Annotated in this window: 16 protein-coding genes and 19 tRNA genes; 3 read left to right on the forward strand and 32 right to left on the reverse strand. The window is 38.2% G+C overall.

Annotated features, from left to right (window positions below; translation table 11 throughout):
• Positions 1-293: 293 nt before the first annotated feature.
• On the forward strand, positions 294-1,190 hold the full coding sequence (locus CD122_RS11115) for a cation diffusion facilitator family transporter (RefSeq protein WP_103359012.1): 897 nt from the start codon (positions 294-296) through the stop codon (positions 1,188-1,190).
• Between the two features lie 66 nt (positions 1,191-1,256).
• Here the strand turns inward: CD122_RS11115 and CD122_RS11120 are convergent, their stop codons facing one another.
• Together CD122_RS11120 and CD122_RS11125 are read right to left on the reverse strand one after the other, a co-directional pair.
• Entirely contained in the window at positions 1,257-1,883 is a 627-nt protein-coding gene (locus tag CD122_RS11120) for a response regulator (RefSeq protein WP_103359013.1), read from the reverse strand.
• Complete coding sequence (locus tag CD122_RS11125; protein ID WP_103359014.1) at positions 1,884-3,011, reverse strand: GAF domain-containing sensor histidine kinase; 1,128 nt, start codon at positions 3,009-3,011, stop codon at positions 1,884-1,886.
• 123 nt (positions 3,012-3,134) lie between these two features.
• Here CD122_RS11125 and CD122_RS11130 point away from each other — a divergent pair, with 123 nt between their 5' ends.
• Complete coding sequence (locus CD122_RS11130) at positions 3,135-3,962, forward strand: RluA family pseudouridine synthase (protein ID WP_103359015.1); 828 nt, start codon at positions 3,135-3,137, stop codon at positions 3,960-3,962.
• Positions 3,963-4,013: 51 nt separating this feature from the next.
• Here the strand turns inward: CD122_RS11130 and CD122_RS11135 are convergent, their stop codons facing one another.
• From CD122_RS11135 to CD122_RS11185, 12 genes are all read right to left on the reverse strand, one after another.
• Positions 4,014-6,191 carry an RNA degradosome polyphosphate kinase gene (locus tag CD122_RS11135; protein ID WP_103359016.1) on the reverse strand — a complete coding sequence of 726 codons (2,178 nt, stop codon included), beginning with the start codon at positions 6,189-6,191 and terminating at the stop codon, positions 4,014-4,016.
• A gap of 168 nt (positions 6,192-6,359) precedes the next feature.
• Positions 6,360-7,886: an exopolyphosphatase gene (ppx, locus tag CD122_RS11140; protein ID WP_103359017.1), complete on the reverse strand. Its 1,527-nt coding sequence runs from the start codon at positions 7,884-7,886 to the stop codon at positions 6,360-6,362.
• 21 nt (positions 7,887-7,907) lie between these two features.
• Complete coding sequence (fumC, locus tag CD122_RS11145) at positions 7,908-9,293, reverse strand: class II fumarate hydratase (RefSeq protein ID WP_103359018.1); 1,386 nt, start codon at positions 9,291-9,293, stop codon at positions 7,908-7,910.
• 322 nt (positions 9,294-9,615) lie between these two features.
• Positions 9,616-10,023 (reverse strand): hypothetical protein, encoded by a 408-nt coding sequence (locus tag CD122_RS11150; protein ID WP_103359019.1) that lies wholly within the window; start codon positions 10,021-10,023, stop codon positions 9,616-9,618.
• Positions 10,024-10,223: 200 nt separating this feature from the next.
• Complete coding sequence (locus CD122_RS12055; protein ID WP_169926520.1) at positions 10,224-10,382, reverse strand: SAS053 family DNA gyrase inhibitor; 159 nt, start codon at positions 10,380-10,382, stop codon at positions 10,224-10,226.
• Between the two features lie 18 nt (positions 10,383-10,400).
• A complete protein-coding gene (locus CD122_RS11155; protein ID WP_103359020.1) occupies positions 10,401-11,000 on the reverse strand; it encodes a 6-phosphogluconolactonase in 600 nt (199 codons plus the stop codon).
• Positions 11,001-11,023: 23 nt separating this feature from the next.
• Positions 11,024-12,202 carry an N-acetylglucosamine-6-phosphate deacetylase gene (gene nagA, locus CD122_RS11160; RefSeq protein WP_103359021.1) on the reverse strand — a complete coding sequence of 393 codons (1,179 nt, stop codon included), beginning with the start codon at positions 12,200-12,202 and terminating at the stop codon, positions 11,024-11,026.
• A gap of 21 nt (positions 12,203-12,223) precedes the next feature.
• Positions 12,224-12,694, reverse strand: a complete 471-nt coding sequence (gene trmL / locus CD122_RS11165) for a tRNA (uridine(34)/cytosine(34)/5-carboxymethylaminomethyluridine(34)-2'-O)-methyltransferase TrmL (RefSeq protein ID WP_103359022.1) — start codon at positions 12,692-12,694, stop codon at positions 12,224-12,226.
• The gene (queG, locus tag CD122_RS11170) at positions 12,691-13,824 is read right to left on the reverse strand and encodes a tRNA epoxyqueuosine(34) reductase QueG (protein WP_103359023.1); all 1,134 of its coding nucleotides are present in this window, start codon (positions 13,822-13,824) and stop codon (positions 12,691-12,693) included. The genes trmL and queG overlap by 4 nt, the downstream gene beginning before the upstream one ends.
• A gap of 153 nt (positions 13,825-13,977) precedes the next feature.
• Positions 13,978-14,700, reverse strand: coding sequence for an amino acid ABC transporter ATP-binding protein (locus CD122_RS11175; RefSeq protein WP_103359024.1), 723 nt, complete (start codon positions 14,698-14,700; stop codon positions 13,978-13,980).
• Positions 14,693-16,150: an ABC transporter substrate-binding protein/permease gene (locus CD122_RS11180; protein ID WP_103359025.1), complete on the reverse strand. Its 1,458-nt coding sequence runs from the start codon at positions 16,148-16,150 to the stop codon at positions 14,693-14,695. The genes CD122_RS11175 and CD122_RS11180 overlap by 8 nt, the downstream gene beginning before the upstream one ends.
• Before the next feature lie 132 nt (positions 16,151-16,282).
• A complete protein-coding gene (locus CD122_RS11185; protein ID WP_240624166.1) occupies positions 16,283-17,344 on the reverse strand; it encodes a PTS sugar transporter subunit IIC in 1,062 nt (353 codons plus the stop codon).
• 213 nt (positions 17,345-17,557) lie between these two features.
• Between CD122_RS11185 and CD122_RS11190 the strand changes: the two genes are divergently transcribed.
• A tRNA-Leu gene (locus tag CD122_RS11190) sits at positions 17,558-17,641 on the forward strand.
• A 1,061-nt stretch (positions 17,642-18,702) separates the two neighbouring features.
• Here CD122_RS11190 and CD122_RS12060 read toward each other — a convergent pair.
• The 18 genes from CD122_RS12060 to CD122_RS11270 form a co-directional block, all read right to left on the reverse strand.
• Positions 18,703-18,776, reverse strand: a tRNA-Gly gene (locus tag CD122_RS12060).
• 10 nt (positions 18,777-18,786) lie between these two features.
• Positions 18,787-18,860: transfer RNA gene (locus tag CD122_RS12065), tRNA-Gly, on the reverse strand.
• Positions 18,861-18,871: 11 nt separating this feature from the next.
• Positions 18,872-18,946 (reverse strand) — tRNA-Cys (locus tag CD122_RS11195).
• A gap of 8 nt (positions 18,947-18,954) precedes the next feature.
• Positions 18,955-19,026: transfer RNA gene (locus CD122_RS11200), tRNA-Gln, on the reverse strand.
• Between the two features lie 17 nt (positions 19,027-19,043).
• Positions 19,044-19,116 (reverse strand) — tRNA-His (locus tag CD122_RS11205).
• Positions 19,117-19,118: 2 nt separating this feature from the next.
• A tRNA-Trp gene (locus CD122_RS11210) sits at positions 19,119-19,192 on the reverse strand.
• Between the two features lie 8 nt (positions 19,193-19,200).
• Positions 19,201-19,284 (reverse strand) — tRNA-Tyr (locus CD122_RS11215).
• 6 nt (positions 19,285-19,290) lie between these two features.
• Positions 19,291-19,366: transfer RNA gene (locus tag CD122_RS11220), tRNA-Thr, on the reverse strand.
• Between the two features lie 13 nt (positions 19,367-19,379).
• A tRNA-Phe gene (locus CD122_RS11225) sits at positions 19,380-19,455 on the reverse strand.
• 7 nt (positions 19,456-19,462) lie between these two features.
• Positions 19,463-19,539, reverse strand: a tRNA-Asp gene (locus tag CD122_RS11230).
• 11 nt (positions 19,540-19,550) lie between these two features.
• Positions 19,551-19,624, reverse strand: a tRNA-Met gene (locus tag CD122_RS11235).
• A 21-nt stretch (positions 19,625-19,645) separates the two neighbouring features.
• Positions 19,646-19,738 (reverse strand) — tRNA-Ser (locus CD122_RS11240).
• A 9-nt stretch (positions 19,739-19,747) separates the two neighbouring features.
• Positions 19,748-19,821 (reverse strand) — tRNA-Ile (locus tag CD122_RS11245).
• A 30-nt stretch (positions 19,822-19,851) separates the two neighbouring features.
• A tRNA-Met gene (locus tag CD122_RS11250) sits at positions 19,852-19,925 on the reverse strand.
• A 29-nt stretch (positions 19,926-19,954) separates the two neighbouring features.
• A tRNA-Ala gene (locus CD122_RS11255) sits at positions 19,955-20,030 on the reverse strand.
• A gap of 18 nt (positions 20,031-20,048) precedes the next feature.
• A tRNA-Pro gene (locus tag CD122_RS11260) sits at positions 20,049-20,122 on the reverse strand.
• A 13-nt stretch (positions 20,123-20,135) separates the two neighbouring features.
• A tRNA-Arg gene (locus CD122_RS11265) sits at positions 20,136-20,209 on the reverse strand.
• A 10-nt stretch (positions 20,210-20,219) separates the two neighbouring features.
• A tRNA-Leu gene (locus CD122_RS11270) sits at positions 20,220-20,308 on the reverse strand.
• Between the last annotated feature and the right edge of the window lie 4 nt (positions 20,309-20,312).

The following is a 20,312-nucleotide window of genomic DNA, read 5'->3' on the forward strand; positions in this document are numbered from 1 at the left end:
CCCATAAATGTCTAATCCTTTCTATAAGGTAGTTATATTATATAATCAGCCCTAAATTAATTATAATCAGAAAATTAGTAATTTTGCAACGTGATTTTCATTTGCTTTCTTTACGTTTTGATTGAATAATAAAATATTGCAAATCAAAATAGCATTTGATTGCGTATAATCATTAATGGTATGATAATGTATCTATCTTTTATATTTGACTATGCTTTATTTACATAATCACCAATTTTTTAGTCAATATCGAAATGTTGTAGTATTTAACTTTTATCTTGAGGTGTCCATACATGCAGTTGGATTATAAAATTACACAAGCTAAAAAAGGCGCATGGCTTAGCATTATTACATATACATTTTTGACATTTCTTAAAGTTTTTTATGGCTGGATTGCCGATAGTCGTGGTTTGATGGCAGACGGCATTAATAACGCTACCGATGTCATTAGCTCTATCGCAATTTTAATCGCCCTACATATTTCCATGAAACCTGTCGATAACAACCACCCTTATGGTCATTATCGCTCTGAGTTCATTGCTGCATTAATCGCATCTTTCATTATGTTTGCGGTGAGTATTCAAGTCATTGTGACCGGTGTACAGCATTTTTATCAAGGTCAGTTTCATCAACCTAGTCAGTCAGCTGTAGTCGTTGGTTTAATCTCAAGTTTCATTATGTTTGCTGTCTTTCTTTATAATCGTCGCTTGGCACATAAAGTGAAAAGTAGTGCGCTAAAAGCAGCAAGTTATGATAATCTTTCTGACGCACTCGTATCATTAGGGACTGTCATTGGTATCATCGGTGTGTATTTAGGTGTTCCGATGTTAGATACCTTAGCCGCAATTGTTATCGGCTTATTAATTATGAAAACAAGCATAGATATTTTTAAAGAAACGGCGATTACATTAACAGATGGTTATGATGAGGAAGAATTATCATATATTCATGAATGTATTGCCTCTATTCCTGATATTCGTGAAATTAGAGATATTAAAGCGCGCAGTCATGGAATGATTTCATTTATTGATGTAACCATTGCTGTTAATCCGCATTTAACAGTTGTTGAAAGTCATGAGATTTCTGATCAAGTAGAATCAAAATTAAAGGAAAACATAGGCGAAGTTGAAACTATCGTCCATATTGAACCTTATGGACCACTTATGAATGACAGCCACCCTCATAGCTAAATATTGAACCAAAAATCCCTGAACCTATACGTATCACAACGTCTAGATTCAGGGATTTCTTTCATATTATATTAAATGATTAGACATCGCATACAAGGCGGCCTGCGTGCGATCTGTCACTTCAAGTTTCGCTAAAATATGACTGACATGCGTTTTAATCGTTTTTTCCGATACAAAGAGTGTGTCCGCAATCTCCTTGTTTGTTTTACCTTTCGCCATTTCCTTTAAAACTTCTGTTTCACGTTTGGATAATTTATTTTGATTGTGTGGCTTATTATTCACAACTTCCATCACTTGCTGCGCCTCTTTATGAATCACTGTTTGACCATCCAATACACGCTGTATCGACTCAATCAGACGTTCAGGTTCAACATCTTTCATTTCATAGCCGTCAGCACCTTCATGCATAGCTGAAATTACGTGTTCTTCATCAACGTAACTCGTTAGTACTAAGATTTTTAACGCGGCGTGATGTCGCTTTAAATGTTGTATGAGTGTAATCCCATTCATTTCCGGCATAACTAAGTCGACGAGCACGAGCTCAGGGGTACATTCTCCTTCTACCAATGCGTCTAATAATGCCTGCCCCGTACTGAAACTTCCAACAACCTCCATCGATTCTCTCGTAGACAGCAAAAATTCAAGGCCTTGTCTCACAATATAATGATCATCTACAATTGCAACTTTCGCCATTTATACATTCCCCCAATTTTCATGTGTATAAGGGACTTGAATATGTATACGTGTCCCAGCCTTTGTATCTAACATCATCGTACCGTTTAATAATTTTACACGCTGTTTTATATTTAATAAACCATGGCTCGCGCGCACATCAATTGCTTGTGGATCAAATCCAACACCATTATCACGAATTTCCAGCTCAAACTTTTCGTCATCTTGAGAGAACACCACAAATATCTCATCAGTGCCTGCATGCTTTTTCGTATTATTCATCGCTTCTTGTATAATGCGATAGACATTCGTTTCAATTTTGTTTTCTAGGTCAATAAGCCCCGAAATGGATACATGCACTTGAATATCAATTAATGCCGCATATTGTTTTAATGCGTGGACTAACCCTTTTTCCAATCCCACTGGCTTTAGTTGCCAAATAAGCGCACGCATTTCATTTACCGCATTCTGGCTCGTCACTTCAATTTGTGAAAAAGCACGTTTAGACACATCATCTTGTGCCATTTGTCCCGCTGCATGGGCTGTTAACTTCAATGAAAACAACATTTGGTTCACGGAGTCATGCAAGTCACGTGCTAAACGATTGCGTTCATTAATTCTTGCCGCTTCCTTTTCTTGATTTGTCAGCTCAATCCGTTTAATCGCCGAGCCAATTTGAAAGGCTACGGACTCCAACAATTCAAGATCTTCATCACTATAATGTTGTGTATGTGGTGTCGCAACATTTAACAAACCAAACTGTTCAGTCCCTGACTTTAACGGCACGGTCGCATGATGCGTAATATCTTCAGTTTCTGACGCAAATTCACGACTTGCCAAATTAATCCGTGAACAGCTAATAATATTGGAGGCTTTTGTCAACTTCTTATTGTGATAGGATTGAACACACCAACAAGTTCCTTCTGTCATATACTTACAATGATCGTTCATCAACGCTTGAGGCAGACTACGATGCGCCGCTAACGAATGTGCACCTGTCTCATCAATAAAGAAAATCCAACCTGTTGTAAAATCACTGCCTTCTATCAAATAATCTAAGGCACCATCCATCATCGACTGAAGTTCCGTTTCTTCATTCAAAAATTCAGCAATTTCTTTTAATAATGCTAATCTTGTGGGTTTCTCCATTTATACATCTCCCCTATCGTCATCACTTACATTATACATATTCTCAATTATTGTGAAAAATATATGGACTGGTCACAGTACGCCTTGTTTTGTGGTATGATAGAAAGACTTAAGGAGGCTATTATGAAGATTTTTATCCCTCAACAATTTGATAACATGACATTAAGAGCCATGTTTCAAGCTTTAAAATTACCCAAAAAAGAATTACATCAACTCAATATGTCTAAAGAAATTACGATTAACGGTGACGCTGGAACATTAAATTCGACCGTGCATACGGGTGATAAAGTTGAATTACCTGCATCAGATGCAAAAAGTCAATATTTACCGAGCTATCGTTATGCAAATATTGTATATGAAGATGATTACCTTGCGATTGTATTGAAACCTAAAGGTGTTAAGACCCACCCGAATGATTTGAAAGAAAGTAATACATTGATGAATCATGTGATTTATACTTTAGATTGTCCTTATGTCGAGCCGATTCATCGCCTTGACCAAGAAACGGTAGGCTTGCTGATTGTAGCGAAAAATCCACTTGTTAAAAAGATTTTAGACCGTATGTTGGAAGATAACGACATTCATCGTATTTATCGTGCGCAAGTCAAAAGTCTATTACCAATTAAGCCGCAAACAATTGATATGCCGATTGGTAAAGACAAGTTTCACCCGAATAAACGCCGTGTATCGCCAACAGGCCAACGTGCAGTCACACATATCATCAAATCAGAAATGATCAAAGAGGGTGTGTGTCAGCTTTACGTTAAGCTCGATACAGGACGTACGCACCAAATTCGTGTGCACCTTGCTGAGATTGGCCACCCTGTTCTTGGTGATCCACTGTACAGTGACGCAACGTTACGCCAATTAAAATTGGAAAGTTATCAAATTGAATTTGTACATCCTTTTACGCAAGAGACTGTTTCTGTGTCATTAGATGATGTAGAATAAACAAAAAAGTTCGCCTATGTCTTAACCGACATACGCGAACTTTTTTGTTATTTATCGTTTGAGTTTGTTGCGAAACCGACGCACCCAGCTAGATGATGCACGTACAGGTTGTCCCGCTTCAACAATATTATCTTTTTTTAATTGAATGCCGAATTCCATCGCTTCATTCATTAAATATTCTTGTGCGTTTAGTGGCGCTAAATCATTTTCAACATAATGATAGACACCATAACGATCTTGATAACGGCCTTTTTGGTTGTCTGATAGTTGTAAATCCATATAATCTACAAGACGTTTCGCAATATCTTTATTCAATACTGGGAATAAAATCTCTACACGCTTAATCATATTACGTGTCATCATATCTGCAGATGATAGATAAATGCGTGCGTCACCGTTATTATGGAAATAGTAAATACGTGAATGTTCAAGTAAACGGCCAACGATACTCACTACTTCGATATTCTCACTCACGCCAGGAATTCCTGGTTTCAAGCAACAAATACCTCGAATAATCAATTGTACTTTCACACCCGCTTGTGATGCTTCAAACAACTTCATAATCAATGCTTTATCAGTTAATGAGTTCATTTTCATCATCATTTTACCATTACCATGCTTCTTATGACTTTCGATTTCTTCATCAATACGCTCGATAAATAAGTCACGAATTTCATATGGTGCAACGATTAATTCTTGATAATCTGGTTTAATTGAATAGCCACTTAAATAATTAAAGAAACTCATCGCATCTTGCGCGATTTTTTTATTTGTTGTGATGATACCCATATCTGTATAAAGTTTTGCTGTTTTATCGTTGTAGTTACCCGTACCTAAATGGACGAATGGAACTAGTTCACCATTGATACGCTTAACAACTAACGTAATCTTACTATGTGTTTTCAAATGCGTCATACCATACATAACATGGCATCCAGCTTCTTCCAACATACGTGCCCAATGCACATTGTTTTCTTCATCGAAACGTGCTTTCAACTCAACAAGTACTGTGACTTGCTTACCGTTTTCAGCAGCATTTTTAAGTGCTTCAATAATCGGCGAATCGCTACTTACACGATACAACGTTTGCTTGATAGCCATCGTATTTGGATCTTCAGACGCTTCTTTGATAAAGTCGACAATTGGATTAAATGACTCGTATGGATGATGGAAAAAGATATCTTGCTTCAATGCCAAATCGTAGACATTGTTATCGCCTAATGATTGTGGTACTTGTGGCGTATAACGTGGATATTTTAAGTCTTTGAGTTTGTTTGATAGATGGCCGACTAACTCAAACACCATCGTTAAATCGAGTGGTCCATCTGTATAATAGACGTCTTCAGGTGTAAGTTCTAATGTATCAATCAACCAATCCATTTCTAAGTCTTGTTGTCCACGATTATCAATTTCTAAGCGAACAGCCGCACCACTTTTTCGTTCTTTCAAAAAGCGTTCAATCTCGATGAGCAAGTCTTCCGCATCATCTTCATGAATCATTAAATCTGCATTACGCGTAATTCGAAATGTGTAAGTATTCAGAATTTCATAGCCTCTAAATAAATAGCCCATGAAATGCGAAATAATATCTTCAATCAAAATGATATAGTGTTTGTTACCATCATTAATTGTCGTAAAACGATCTAATAATGTTGGAATTTGTACGATTGCAGAATTTACTTCATTTCCTGTATCAATATCTACAAAAATATTTAATGTTTTGTTGTTCAATTTCGGAAATGGACGATATGCGTCAATACCTAGTGGCGTCAATGTCGGTAAAATTTCGTTTAAGAAGATAGTTTCTAAACGCTCTTTTAAAGCTTCGTCTAATTCATCTGGCTTTGTTAAATAGACATCATATTCTTTTAACTCTTCCATCAATTCATTAAAACGATGATATTGAAAAGCGACATTTTTACGATTCTTTCGTTCAATCGCTTGTAATTGTTCTGATGGTGTGAGTTGCGATTTATTTTCAGGTTTATCATAGCCCATCTTCACTTGGTCTTTTAAACCTGCAACACGTACCATGAAAAATTCATCTAAATTGGAACTACCGATTGCAATAAAGTTGAGTCGTTCTAACAACGGATTTGTCTTATCACACGCTTCTTGCAGCACTCGATAGTTGAAATCAAGCCAACTTACTTCTCGATTGTTGTAAAAGCTAGGGTCATTAATATCAATTTTTAAATTATTATTTGTCACTGTCTTCCTCCACCTCATTCTATATGCCTGATCATTACGTTGTGATACTAATTAAGACCTCCGTCAACGGTGAACGGGGCATCAACATAGCATATATGCGATTGTATGCCCCTATTTCAACGTCAATCTTTATTCTCTCGGCAGTCATTACATAATCACTTATCATTACACTTTAATATGCAAAAACTAATTTTTTATAAATTGAATGTTAAGTTTACCTTTCAATATCTTCTCAATGTGCTTTTTCTGACGATTTGATTGATAAATCTCAGCAATCGGTTCACCTTGGTAAAAGACATTTAACTGATATTGATCTGCATCACTTGTTAATTCAACTTGGTTTACCGTATTGGTATTTGAAATGTTGAGTGCATTGACGAATTTGATAATGCCTCCTAGCGCTTGAATATCACTGAGTTCATCATCTGAAAACCAATGCGTCTCACCGCTATATTGCTTTAATAACGACTTATTTTTAAAACTTGTGAGCAATGCAAGGCGCACGCGTTCTTTATGTGATAGGCCGTTAATGCTTGAGTTAGCAATAATGTAGTACGTATGTTGCGAACTTGAATCTGAATCGATAAACTTCCCTAAATAGTAGAGATAGGCAGCTTGTAAAAAGCGTTGTTTCACTGACTCATCAACTTTCAACTTACCTTGTGCTGAAAGTTGTTCTAAAAGTGCTTCAGCAAGCTTTTGGCGTTGTATCGCGCCAGATGGTTCAATTTTGTATTCGTTTGCCAAATGACGTAATGCGTCACTTTGAACATTTTCTTTTTTAAATTCTCCACGATGTGACTGCGCAACTTGGTGCATGATGAAGCCTTCACGAATCCCTTTGCGTGAGAAAGTAAACGATTGTGCTTGAATAATATCGTAAAGGACGTTAAAAACTACAACGGCCGGTACAATGATGTCCATGCGATCACGACTGAGTCCATCTAAATTGACTAGTTCGTCTCGTGAATAAGACTTTAGTGTCTCGTAGACTTCTGTCAAATCGTCATGAGACATTGTGTAACCATGGACACCTGCTATTGGATAATGACGTAACGCTTGATGGATACGTGCACAGTTACGTGCTGATCCCCCAATACCCACCAATGTGACCTTTTTATCCACAATCCAATCCGCTTTGCTAAAGGATTTTTTAAGAAACTTCTCCATTTTTTTGAGTGCATCTTTATCATTATGTTGTTTGCCATCAAAAAACATGCGCGTCAGCGTTACGACACCGAATGGGAAGCTAATGGCGTGCTTAATTTTTTTGTTTTTGAAGTACGTCAATTCCGTTGAGCCACCACCAATATCGACAGTGACACCGTCTTGAATATCAGTCGTATGTGTTACAGCGTATGAGCCGTAAAATGCTTCGTCTTCTTCAGGAATTAAAATAATGTCAATGCCTACTTCCTTTTTGACATGCTTGATAATCGCATCTCGGTTGTTAGATTGTCGAATCGCTGCTGTCGCAATTGGATACAGCGTAGTGACTTCAAATGCTTGCGCAACCTTCTTAAAGCTTTGTAATGCTGTGACTAATACTTTAATCCCATCTTCGTGCATGTTCCCATCATCGTCCAAGTATTGACTTAAACGTGCGGGTGTTTTGATATTTTGGATCTCGGTTAATCCTGTGTCATGATTGAACTCAAAAATAACAAGACGAATCGTGTTAGATCCAATATCTATTAAGCCGTTACGTTCCATACGTACGTGTTGCCTCCTCAATTATTTAGGATGAACCATGTCGGCTGGACGAATCCATGCTTCAAACTGTTCTTCTGTTAAATGACCAGATTGAATTGCCGCTTCTTTTAGTGTCAATCCTTCTCTATGTGCTTTTTTAGCAATTGATGCTGCATTTTCATAACCGATATGTGGGTTCAATGCTGTTACTAACATCAATGATTGGTTCAAGTAATTGTCAATGTGTGCCTCGATTGGTTCAATACCTACTGCACAATTTTCATTAAATGTATTCATACCATCTGCTAATAAATAAATAGATTGCAGTGTGTTATGAAGAATTACTGGTTTAAACACATTCAATTCAAAGTTACCTTGTGAGCTTGACACGCCGACAACCGTATCGTTACCCATCACTTGTACAGCTACCATTGTTAACATTTCACATTGTGTTGGGTTAACTTTACCTGGCATGATAGATGAGCCCGGCTCATTTTCAGGAATTGAAATTTCAGCTAAACCGGCACGAGGACCAGACGCCAACCATCTCACATCGTTCGCAATCTTCATTAAGTCCCCTGCAAGCGCTTTAAGACTACCGTGTAATTGAACAACTTCATCATGAGCCGTTAACGCATGGAATTTATTTGGTGAAGATACAAATGGATAGCCTGTATTTTTTGAAATATTTGCGGCTACTTTGTCACCAAATTCTGGATGCGCGTTGATACCCGTACCAACGGCTGTACCACCAATCGCTAAATTTAAAATGTGTTTTTTAGAATCTGCAAGTAATTGCTCACAAACATCTAACATATAGCGCCAACCACTGATTTCTTGACCAAGTGTAATCGGTGTTGCATCTTGTAAATGCGTACGTCCGATTTTAATAATGTCTTGATATGCTTGTTCTTTTTTATAGAAAGTGTCACGTAAACCTTTTAATGCCGGCACTAACTTTTGTTCAATTTCATGATAAATTGCAACGTGCATTGCTGTTGGGAATGTATCGTTAGAACTTTGCGACTTGTTGACATCATCGTTCGGATGAATCTTTTCGTCACTACCTTGTTCTGCTAAATATTCATTCGCAACAAAACTTACCACTTCATTGACGTTCATGTTACTTTGCGTACCACTACCCGTTTGCCATACAACTAATGGGAAGTGTTCATCTAGCTCTCCAGCTAAAATACGGTCACATGCGTAAACAATCGCATCTTTTTTCGCGTCGCTTAACTTGCCTAACTCATTGTTTGCAAGCGCTGCAGCACGTTTTAATTGTGCGAAACCATATACAACTTCGATTGGCATTTTTTCTTTACCAACTGGGAAGTTTTGCTTACTACGTTGTGTTTGCGCACCCCAATATTTATCTGCTGGTACTTCGATTTCTCCAAATGTATCATGTTCAATTCTTACTGACATATTACTCGACCCCTTTATTATTTATGTTTCATCTCTTCACTTAAATTATAGCATTAAACGAAATATTCATTCAATTACATCTCGTGTTTAATCAGTAAAAATCATACATATTTTTCTCACATTATCATACCCACTTATATAATAAAAAAACGCACAAGGTTGGGACAAAAGCGCTTAGGATTTGAGCAGAACCGAACGATGAGCAAAATTGCTTTTTTATTTTGCCGAAATCGTGGCAGTTCTGTCGAAAATCCTGCTTTTGGGACACCGTTTATCGGTTTCCCAGTGCTTAAAGTTATGTCCCAGCCTCATACGCTTCGAACTATTCATGCGTTTGATAACGTTGTTTTACTGCTTGTACAACGGCAATGGCTGTTAAAATGTATAAAATACCACCAATTACAACAGATAATGGACTCATTCGAACAAGAAGTGCCCATACACCATTGAGACTTGCGTAGAAATGATCTAAGTAAATATATAGACCAATTGTAATCGCAATACAGCATACTACGCTGATGATAATCCCTTTTTGATTGCTATGAATAAAAGTGTCCGGCGTCACCGTATCATCAACGAGTCCTTTAGATAGGTTCATTTGTAATTGAACGACTTTAAAAAGTACCGGCAAGTACAATGTCCCCACTGCTAATGGAAAGCCTTTAATAGAGAGTAAGTTTACAAGCGTTGAAACAATTAGTAACGGAACCCAGTATCGATATATTTTCATATTTGTCACCTAATTTTAGTTTGTAAAGTCCCCACTATTTTATCACATCCCACACACATTCACAGTGACAAAATTACAACCATTTATGCACTTTCTAGAAATCGCAAGTAAACAAAATAATTCCACATAGTTTGTTCGTTTGCACATAAAATAAAAGCTAGCGACTATGAATTCAGCCACTAACTTTTTTCGTGCATCACTTATTTGTTTGTGTCTCGATCACTACGAACTGTTTCTTCATGCGATTGATCATACTTTTCTTCGTCATTTTCTTCAGAGATTTGTTCCATCTCTTTGCCTAATTCAACAACTTCTTCAAAGCTGTCCACCATGCCATGTTCATTTTCTTGTTTATTCATGACATAACCTCCTTACTATTATGCAAAACGTGCTGTGAAATAAGCTCTTACATCTTCAGGTAAACCTTGCGCTGCCGCTTCATCTAAAACTACATTCACCATGCGATGTGATTTTAAGCTAGATGGCACAAACGTCGTATTACCATTTTCTGCATACAATTTACGTACAACTTCTGCTTTTTCGCTACCTGTTAAAACAAGCACCACTTCACGAGCTGTCAATACACCATCATTCATTGGAATACCGATGCTACCATCTGTACCAATTGTTACAACTTGCATTGTTAATTTGCCTTTATTTTCTTTTGTTTTAGCATGTCGTTTAATAAATGCTTCTACTTTTTCATCTTCAGGAATTTCATGAATTTGCTTTTCTGGCACACCTAATGCTTTATAAAATGCCGTCTTTTGGTCATAGTCTAAAATGTGAATTTGACTAAAATCAACTGGATTCTTTTCAACATTTTGCTTTAACGCTTCATCAACAGGTACACTGTCTTCTTTTAAATGAATACCCGCGATTGTTGTTGAATTATTGTTGAATTGTTTTCTTAAAATATCCGCCACAAACGTTGCAGCTGTCTCTTGATCTTTGAAAATTTTAAAGTTCATTGCCATCGTCGTCCACTCCTCAATTATGCTTACTTATTATCAATATTATTCACTACATACCCTGATTTAATTGTTGTTAAAACATCGATATTATCATTCAAAATAACAATATCTGCATCTTTACCTTCTGTCAAACTACCTTTATGCGACAAAATATTTAACGCCTTAGCTTGATTATAACTTGTTACACGCCATAAATCTTCTAATGATGCGTTCGTATATTTTAATAAATTACGCAAACCATCATTCATTTTTAAAATACTACCTGCCAGCGCACCACTTGCTAAACGCGCTTCCTTGCCTTTTACAATAACATTCTGACCACCTAAGTCATACTCACCATCTTGTAAGCCTTTCGCACGCATCGCATCTGTAATTAAATAAAAGGCGTGATTTCCTTTCATACGATATGCCACATCGACGGCAGCTGGATGTGCATGAATACCATCTACAATCAATTCTGTATGTAAAAATGGATTCGTCCACGCTGCACCAAATACGCCCGGCTCACGATGTGCAAAAGCTGTTGCGGCATTGTACAAATGCGTCACATGTTTCGCACCATTATCGACCGCTTCATTCGCCTGTTCATACGTCGCAACTGTATGCCCAATTGAAAAGATTATCTCATTGCTTAATGCTTTTAGCGTTTCTTGTGCCCCTTCAACTTCCGGCGCATAAGTCATAATTTTAATCATTCCATTCGCTGACTGTTGGAATTCTTTAACTTGTTGCACGGACGGACGCTGTACAAATGCTGGATTTTGCGCACCCACCTTATGTTCAGAAATGAAAGGTCCTTCCAAATGGACACCTAATATTTCTGCAGCTGGCTTGTCTGGTGTCGTTTTCGCCTGCTCAGCATATGTAGTCACAGCTTTCAGTGCTGTATGAATCGCTTCTTCTGATTGTGTCATCGTTGTAGCAAGGTAACTCGTCGTCCCTTCACTTAACAAGCCTTTAGACAGCGCAGCAAAGCCTTCAACAGACGCGTCCATCACATCATGTCCATAGCCGCCATGAATGTGAATATCAATAAAACCAGGTAAAATATGTTGGTCTGATGCATCAATGACATCTAATGGCCCTTGATACGGAAAATGTTTAATCTGATGAATGCGTCCATCTTTCACTATGAGATGACCATTTTGAATCACACCATCTTCCGTATAAATACGTCCACCTTGTATTACATACATCTTTGTCATAACAATCCCTTCTTCTTCCTATTATTGTAATCCCGGATAGTCTTGTTGACGTAATGCTTCATAAATTAAAATCGCTGCAGTATTTGATAAATTGAGTGCGCGTACGTTGTCATTCATAGGAATACGTAACGCTGTATTTTCATATTTATCTTTCACCCAGCTTGGTAAACCTGTTGTTTCTTTACCAAAAATAAAGTAATGATCTGTTTCTGTATTTGAAAAGTCTAATGATGTATGATTTTTAGAACCAAATTTCGTCAATAAATAGTACGTACCATTCTTTTTTTCGAAAAATTCTTCAATGCTGTCATAATACGTAATATCGACATATTTCCAATAATCCAACCCTGCACGGCGTAACATTTTATCATCTGTACTAAATCCTAAAGGTCGAATTAAATGTAATTTCGTATCTGTTGCTGCACATGTACGTGCGATATTTCCAGTGTTCGCTGGTATTTCAGGTTGATATAACACAACATGAATTGTCATAGTGTTGTTCTCCTCGTTTCTAGTCCTTTTTTCATTTCAACTTGTACTTCTTCTATTTCTGAGTCATAACGTGACATAATATAAGATTCCGCTTCATCTTCCAGTATTTGACCAATCGCCCAATACGCCGTTGCACGCATCATCGGTCTCGGATCATTTTCTGCAACATCCTTCAACTCAGGTATCGCTTCTGTTTCTTTAAAATGTGCAAGTGCCAAAATCGCATTGCGTTGTATCGGTTTTTTACCACGCCAAGCCCCTGCCAGATGACCATATGTTGCCTTAAATTCTTTGTTACTCATTTTAAGTAATGGTACCAAACGCGGCTTCAATATTTCAGGTTCTAATACAATATCATCATGTTGCGTGTTAATGCCTCTATTTCTCGGACAAACTTGCTGACACGTATCACAACCATACAAGCGATTACCAATTTTATAACGATACTGATCTGGCATATAGCCCTTGGTCTGTGTTAAGAAACTTACACATTTTTGACTGTTCAATTGACCATCCCCAACTAGAGCCCCTGTTGGACAACGGTCTACACAAATTGTGCACGAACCACAACTATCCATAATCGGGTCATCGGGTGGAAATGGAATACTCACAAGCATTTCACCTAAATACGTCCAAGTTCCTAAATCCGGATTAATCACAAAACCATTCCGGCCGGTATAACCTAATCCAGCCCGTTCTGCCACCGCACGATCAGAAAGCACACCTGTATCAACCATTGACATCATCTCAACATCAGGTACGCGTTCTTTAATATAGGCACCTAACGCATCAAGACGCTTACGCATAATACTGTGATAATCTTGTCCCCATGACGCACGTGCAAAAATCCCTCTACGTTCGCCACGTTTACTTTTCGGTGCATTAGGTAAGCGATTCGGATAGCCAACCGCAATTGCAATAATGGAACGTGCCGACGACATCGACAACTTAGGATCGACGCGCATCTCAATATCATCCGGTTCAAAACCAGACGCATAGCCTTTCGCATGATACTCTATCAGTTTTTGTTTTAACTCATCAAATGGATCAGCAGTTGTAAAGCCAATACTGTCGATACCAATCGTATGCGCATAATCAATGATGTCCGCCTTCAACTGTGCAACATCCATATTTGTCACCTCTCAAAAGTTACTCTACTATTTTAACATATTTTAAGACACCAGCACGTAACAACTTGACCACGCATCGTTCAAATTTTAACTGCAAATAAAAATCTCAAGCAGACATTTAAAATAACGTCATACTTGAGATTATAAGTATTGCTATAGCACACGACTTAAGAAGTTTTGTGTACGTTGATGTTGCGGATTTTCAAAAATGTTCTCAGGTGTATCATCTTCAACAACGACACCATCCGCCATAAATACCACTCTGTCACTTACATTTTTTGCAAAGCCCATTTCATGTGTTACAACAATCATTGTCATACCTTCTTTGGCAAGATCCGTCATAACGTTCAGTACCTCTCCAACCACTTCCGGATCCAATGCTGATGTCGGTTCATCAAACAGTAACACATTGGGATTCATCGCTAATGCACGCGCAATCGCAACCCTCTGTTTTTGACCACCAGACAATTGATTTGGAAAAGCATCCGCACGATCTTTCAAGCCAACTTTGTCCAATAATTCTAACGCTTGTTTTTTTAAAGACGCTTGGTCTCCTTTTTTCAATAATGACGGTGCCAAAATAATGTTATCAATCACTTTTTTATGAGGGAATAAATTGAAATTTTGGAATACCATGCCCATATCTTGTCTCAATTCATCCACATTTGTCTCTTTCGCTGTTAAATCCTTACCTTCAAAAATGACATTGCCTTTCGTCGGTGTCTCCAACAGATTCATACATCTCAACAATGTACTTTTCCCGCTACCTGAAGGACCGATAATTGCGACAACTTCACCTTTTGATACTTCTAGGTTAATACCTGTCAATACTTCATTTTTGCCAAAAGACTTGTGTAAATTATTAATTTTAATCACTGACGCTCAATCTCCCTTCAAAGTAATTCATTAGACGTGAAAGCATAAACGTTAAGATGAAATACAATACCGCTGCAATGAGCAATGGTGTGAATGGGTCAAAAGATGCACCCTGTACAACTTGTGAGTTAAACATAATCTCACTTACACCAATTACTGAAACAATTGATGATTCTTTAATAACTGTAACAAATTCATTCCCCAATGCTGGTAAAATATTTTTAATCGCTTGTGGCATAATGACCGTTTTCATCGTCTGACCATAACTCAAACCTAAACTTCTCGCCGCTTCCATTTGCCCTTTGTCCACTGCATTGATACCTGCACGAATAATCTCCGCAATGTATGCCGAACAGTTAATGACAAGTGCAATCGTACCGCAAATAAATGCTGAAATATCAAGCCCGAGTACAGCCGTTGTACCAAAATATACTAAGAATACTTGCACGAGCAATGGTGTCCCTCTCAAAAATTCGATATACACTGATGCCAACCATTTCAATGGCTTAATGCTACTTATCTTCATCAATGCAAACAATGCACCAAATACCGCACCTAACAACACCCCGATAACAGAAATTAAAATCGTATTTTTTAATCCTGTAATAAAGAAAGTACCGTATTTACTGAAAAAGCTACCATCATTTTTCATCGCTTGTGCAGCCTTTTCTGCATATTTATCAATTAAATTTTGATCTTTGACCTCAGCAACTGTTTCATTCACCTTTGCCAAAAGTTCTGGTGACTCTTTCGGAACAGCAACCGCTGTTTGTTTTTCAGAATTTGCAAATGATACTTTAGAAATTGTTAAGTCACTGTTTTGTTTGAGATATGCATCTGCAACCGCACTATCCATGACTACACCATCAATTTTGTTACTCTTCAACGATAAAATAACTTCAGGTAGTCGTGTCAGTGATTGTACATCCGCATCTTTAATTTCTGTTTGTGCCAGTTCTTCTTGCGTTGTTTGTTTTTGGGCACCGATACGTTTACCTGTTAAATCATCCAATGTTTGATATTTGTCTTTATCTTGTTTTCGAACAACAACCGTTTGTTTAACAGTCATGTATGAATCTGAAAAATCAACTTCTTTTTCACGCTCTGAAGTTGGTGTCATACCAGAAATAATCATATCAATTTTTCCAGTTTTCAAAGCACCTAATAAACTGTCAAACTGCATGTTAACAATTGTTAATTTTAATCCATTATCTTTCGCAATCTTTTTTGCTAACTCTATATCAATCCCTGCATATTCACGCTTACCATTAATTGTACGTTCAAATTCCATCGGTGCGTAATCCGCAGATAAACCGACACGTAACTCCCCACGTTCCTTAATTTGCTTCCACTTTTCATCAGCAGCATGTACATCCCTGCTAATAGGTAAAGTTGACATTAAAATGGCTAAGACGAAAATGATGCATCCAAACTTTTGTATATACTTCATCGCACAACCCCCTCTTGAGATATTAATTATTATACATATAACTGTAATTTTATGCAATACTGTTTTCAAAAAAAACGCTATTGTCTCTCAAATTGAAAAACAATAACGATTTTTAGTATTACTTATATGCTTTTATTGTTTCGGTAATTCAAAACGATAAATGTCATCTGAATAACCTGGTAAGATACGTTTACAAATTTGATGAACGAAAAACGCCATCGTAAATGGAATGATAAAGTATGCAAACAATAACAATAATGCATTCATCATTGGGTCACCATCCATACGGTTAAATGCATTGATAGGTCCTACTAAACCTGTATAGCCAAATCCTGCAGACATTGGTGTTCCTTTAATCCCTACAAAATAAGCCAATAATCCACCAATCGTACCATTAATAATCAGTGGTATCATAATAATTGGATGTTTTAAATATACAGGAATCATCATTTTTGCAGCACCGATTAATAACACAATATTAACGCCTGCTTTATTCACTGTTAATGAACCGAATAAGAACGTGACACATGCCGCAACAATTCCCATATTTCCAGCACCACTACCTAAGCCTGTCAAAGAAATCGCCGTAGCAATCGCAACAACCGAAATAGGTGTTACCATCAACAATGCGAATGTAATGGTAATCAACACACTCATTAACATTGGATTTAAATCTGTAAATGACTGCACCATTGCACCTAATGTACTCGTTACTTTACGTACATACGGTAAAATCAGTAAGCCGAGATAACCCGAAAGAACAGGTATCACAACTGGTAAAATAATCAATTCTAATGATCCAAACTTACCGCGCAATAACATAAATAATGCACAGGCAAACGTTACAATAATCATGACATTGATTACATCACCAATCCCTTGTAACATGATTGTACCGTTTTCAAATACAACTGCACCCGAACCTAACATGGCTGATGTACCTACAAATACTGAACCAGGTCCTGAGAACTTGAACATGTGGGCTGCTACAACACCTATAATAAATGCCATAAACGATTGAATGACGATAACCAGTTGATAAATCAGTTCTAATGCTTCATTACCATCTTTAAAAAACTTTAATAACTCTCCCAATAATGCGTTCGGTAACAAAGCAATAACTACGCCCGCCCCAACAGCATTTAGTATGTTATTAATAAACTGCTTTCCACTACTACTCTCTGCCTTTCCCACTAAAACATCCTCCTTAATAATAATACGTTTATAATAATACAAAACCTCATGCGCTACAATAAACAATGTATCAATTTTCATGACATTTCGGCTATAAAAACTTAAGAATTTAATCAATATGATTTATTTTAAAAATTGTTGACGAAACAGTATGAACGTAATATAATACATATATGCGATTTTGCTAGGAGATAACGTTTATCTCGTTATTATGCCGATGTGGCGGAATTGGCAGACGCGCGGGACTCAAAATCCCGTGTCCATTAGGACGTGTCGGTTCGACCCCGACCATCGGTACTACTAATAAGGTGATACATTTCATATTTTGAGATGTATCACCTTTTTTATGTTCTGAAAAGTACACGCGAAGATATTGATGCAATCGCGTTGTGTCTCTACTATTTCCTTCTTATATCAAACGCACAATATTCCTTTTAAGTAAGATTACAAAGTCATAAGTTATATTTCCTGCTGTTGCTCTAGTAGATTTTTGGGATATTTTCAATAATAAGAAGGTTGTAATACTATTAATCTGTAGCTTAAATACAACTAACCATTTTATATTTGCTTCATTAGTACGGGGCTAGATAGTTTGCCACTACAAAACCAGTTAAATATCTTCTATTTATCCTAAGCTTTTAATGAGTGGCAATATTAGTATCGAGGAAGATTGTGATGACAGTCACCTTTAGATTAACTGATGTAGCTCGATGGTCATTTAGTAGCCTTTTGAATAAAGCGATTAACTGTGTTAGGTAATGTATAATAATCGGCCACAATGTTCTAATTAAATATATAAAGTCATCTTCTTCATTAGTAACAAGTGTATATGGTGCATTAGTTAATTAAGGTTTGGGATCATACAAAAAATAAAATATGGTGGTTTGTTGCAACTCTAAATCATGTAAGTTGCTCCTGTCATTTAGTGAAGAGATGAAAAAAATACTTTATCGAGTATCAGGTACAAGATACCCCTTTTAAAAAGGCAGAATAGCTAATCATACAGTAAGTGAAGTAGATAAAGTAACGTAAATCACTGTAGAAAGCTGACCATGCCCCTCTACATCTTCATCTTATTCATGTTTTTGAATATTTCCCCTTATTTTGAGTAGTTTTAAGATATCATTACACATAGGCGCATCATGCCTCCTTTAATTTGGGTTTGGTCACTTAAAATTATAGAGGCATGAGCGCTTTTTGCATATAAAAAGGGCGGAATGGCTAATCATGCCATCCCACCACAAAAATGTAGAACCAAAATCTATACCTATTCATTACTTAAAACAACAAAAAAACCGTCCATCTTCACAACATTCAATGCTTGTTGTGCTGGTTCGGTATACATTTAAATTAAATTATGGAGCGGAAGATAGGACTTGCACCTATATCTCTTTCCGGGAAGGAAAGTATTCTGAAATTGAAATACTCCCGCATAATAAATATGGAGCGGAAAACAGGACTTACACCTGTACCTCTTTCCGGGAAGGAAAGTGTTCTAGAATTAAACTATTCCCGCATGCGTAATAATGGAGGCGGCAACCGGATTTGAACCGGTGAATAGGGGTTTTGCAGACCCCGGCCTTACCACTTGGCTATGCCGCCAAAAGGAACTGGGCTAGCTGGATTCGAACCAGCGAGTGACGGAGTCAAAGTCCGTTGCCTTACCGCTTGGCTATAGCCCAATAATAATAACTTTAAGGGCGGCTGATGGGAATCGAACCCACGAGTGTCGGAACCACAATCCGATGCGTTAACCACTTCGCCACAGCCGCCATGGCAGGGGCAGTAGGAATCGAACCCACATCAAAGGTTTTGGAGACCTCTATTCTACCGTTGAACTATGCCCCTATTAAGGATGGTGGAGGGGGGCAGATTCGAACTGCCGAACCCGAAGGAGCGGATTTACAGTCCGCCGCGTTTAGCCACTTCGCTACCCCTCCAAAGAATGGTGCCGGCCAGAGGACTTGAACCCCCAACCTACTGATTACAAGTCAGTTGCTCTACCAATTGAGCTAGGCCGGCTAAAAATAAAAAATGGTGGTTCAGGACGGAATCGAACCGCCGACACAAGGATTTTCAGTCCTTTGCTCTACCGACTGAGCTACTGAACCATAATAATGGCGGTCCCGACGGGAATCGAACCCGCGATCTCCTGCGTGACAGGCAGGCGTGTTAAACCGCTCCACTACGGGACCACTTAAAAATATTGCGGGAGGCGGATTTGAACCACCGACCTTCGGGTTATGAGCCCGACGAGCTACCGAACTGCTCCATCCCGCGCTAATAGAAATTAAATATAAATGGCGGAGGAAGAGGGATTCGAACCCCCGCGAGCCGTTAAGCCCCTGTCGGTTTTCAAGACCGATCCCTTCAGCCAGACTTGGGTATTCCTCCATAATTATATGGACCTTGCAGGACTCGAACCTGCGACCGAACGGTTATGAGCCGTTAGCTCTAACCAACTGAGCTAAAGGTCCTAATAATAATTTCTATCAACTAATAATTAGTGGCGGCGGAGGGGATCGAACCCCCGACCTCACGGGTATGAACCGTACGCTCTAGCCAGCTGAGCTACGCCGCCATATGTAGTTGTTACGTATTAAGTTTAAATGGTGGAGACTAGCGGGATCGAACCGCTGACCTCCTGCGTGCAAAGCAGGCGCTCTCCCAGCTGAGCTAAGCCCCCAAATATTATTTAAGTAAGTCGGGAAGACAGGATTTGAACCTGCGACCCCTTGGTCCCAAACCAAGTGCTCTACCAAGCTGAGCTACTTCCCGAAAAGAATTGTAGCGCGCCCGATAGGAGTCGAACCCATAACCTCTTGATCCGTAGTCAAACGCTCTATCCAGTTGAGCTACGGGCGCATATTCTTAATGGTGCCGAGGACCGGAATCGAACCGGTACGGTAATCACTTACCGCAGGATTTTAAGTCCTGTGCGTCTGCCAGTTCCGCCACCCCGGCAAAA

Source organism: Staphylococcus rostri, assembly GCF_002902145.1.
Lineage (GTDB): Bacteria > Bacillota > Bacilli > Staphylococcales > Staphylococcaceae > Staphylococcus > Staphylococcus rostri.

What these genes read in the sequence shown, in the direction of transcription:
- CD122_RS11115 (WP_103359012.1), top strand. Translation starts at nt 294, where the DNA reads ATGCAGTTGGATTATAAAATTACACAAGCTAAAAAAGGCGCATGGCTT.
- CD122_RS11120 (WP_103359013.1), bottom strand. Translation starts at nt 1,883, where the DNA reads ATGGCGAAAGTTGCAATTGTAGATGATCATTATATTGTGAGACAAGGC.
- CD122_RS11125 (WP_103359014.1), bottom strand. Translation starts at nt 3,011, where the DNA reads ATGGAGAAACCCACAAGATTAGCATTATTAAAAGAAATTGCTGAATTT.
- CD122_RS11130 (WP_103359015.1), top strand. Translation starts at nt 3,135, where the DNA reads ATGAAGATTTTTATCCCTCAACAATTTGATAACATGACATTAAGAGCC.
- CD122_RS11135 (WP_103359016.1), bottom strand. Translation starts at nt 6,191, where the DNA reads ATGAGGTGGAGGAAGACAGTGACAAATAATAATTTAAAAATTGATATT.
- ppx (WP_103359017.1), bottom strand. Translation starts at nt 7,886, where the DNA reads ATGGAACGTAACGGCTTAATAGATATTGGATCTAACACGATTCGTCTT.
- fumC (WP_103359018.1), bottom strand. Translation starts at nt 9,293, where the DNA reads ATGTCAGTAAGAATTGAACATGATACATTTGGAGAAATCGAAGTACCA.
- CD122_RS11150 (WP_103359019.1), bottom strand. Translation starts at nt 10,023, where the DNA reads ATGAAAATATATCGATACTGGGTTCCGTTACTAATTGTTTCAACGCTT.
- CD122_RS12055 (WP_169926520.1), bottom strand. Translation starts at nt 10,382, where the DNA reads ATGAATAAACAAGAAAATGAACATGGCATGGTGGACAGCTTTGAAGAA.
- CD122_RS11155 (WP_103359020.1), bottom strand. Translation starts at nt 11,000, where the DNA reads ATGGCAATGAACTTTAAAATTTTCAAAGATCAAGAGACAGCTGCAACG.
- nagA (WP_103359021.1), bottom strand. Translation starts at nt 12,202, where the DNA reads ATGACAAAGATGTATGTAATACAAGGTGGACGTATTTATACGGAAGAT.
- trmL (WP_103359022.1), bottom strand. Translation starts at nt 12,694, where the DNA reads ATGACAATTCATGTTGTGTTATATCAACCTGAAATACCAGCGAACACT.
- queG (WP_103359023.1), bottom strand. Translation starts at nt 13,824, where the DNA reads ATGGATGTTGCACAGTTGAAGGCGGACATCATTGATTATGCGCATACG.
- CD122_RS11180 (WP_103359025.1), bottom strand. Translation starts at nt 16,150, where the DNA reads ATGAAGTATATACAAAAGTTTGGATGCATCATTTTCGTCTTAGCCATT.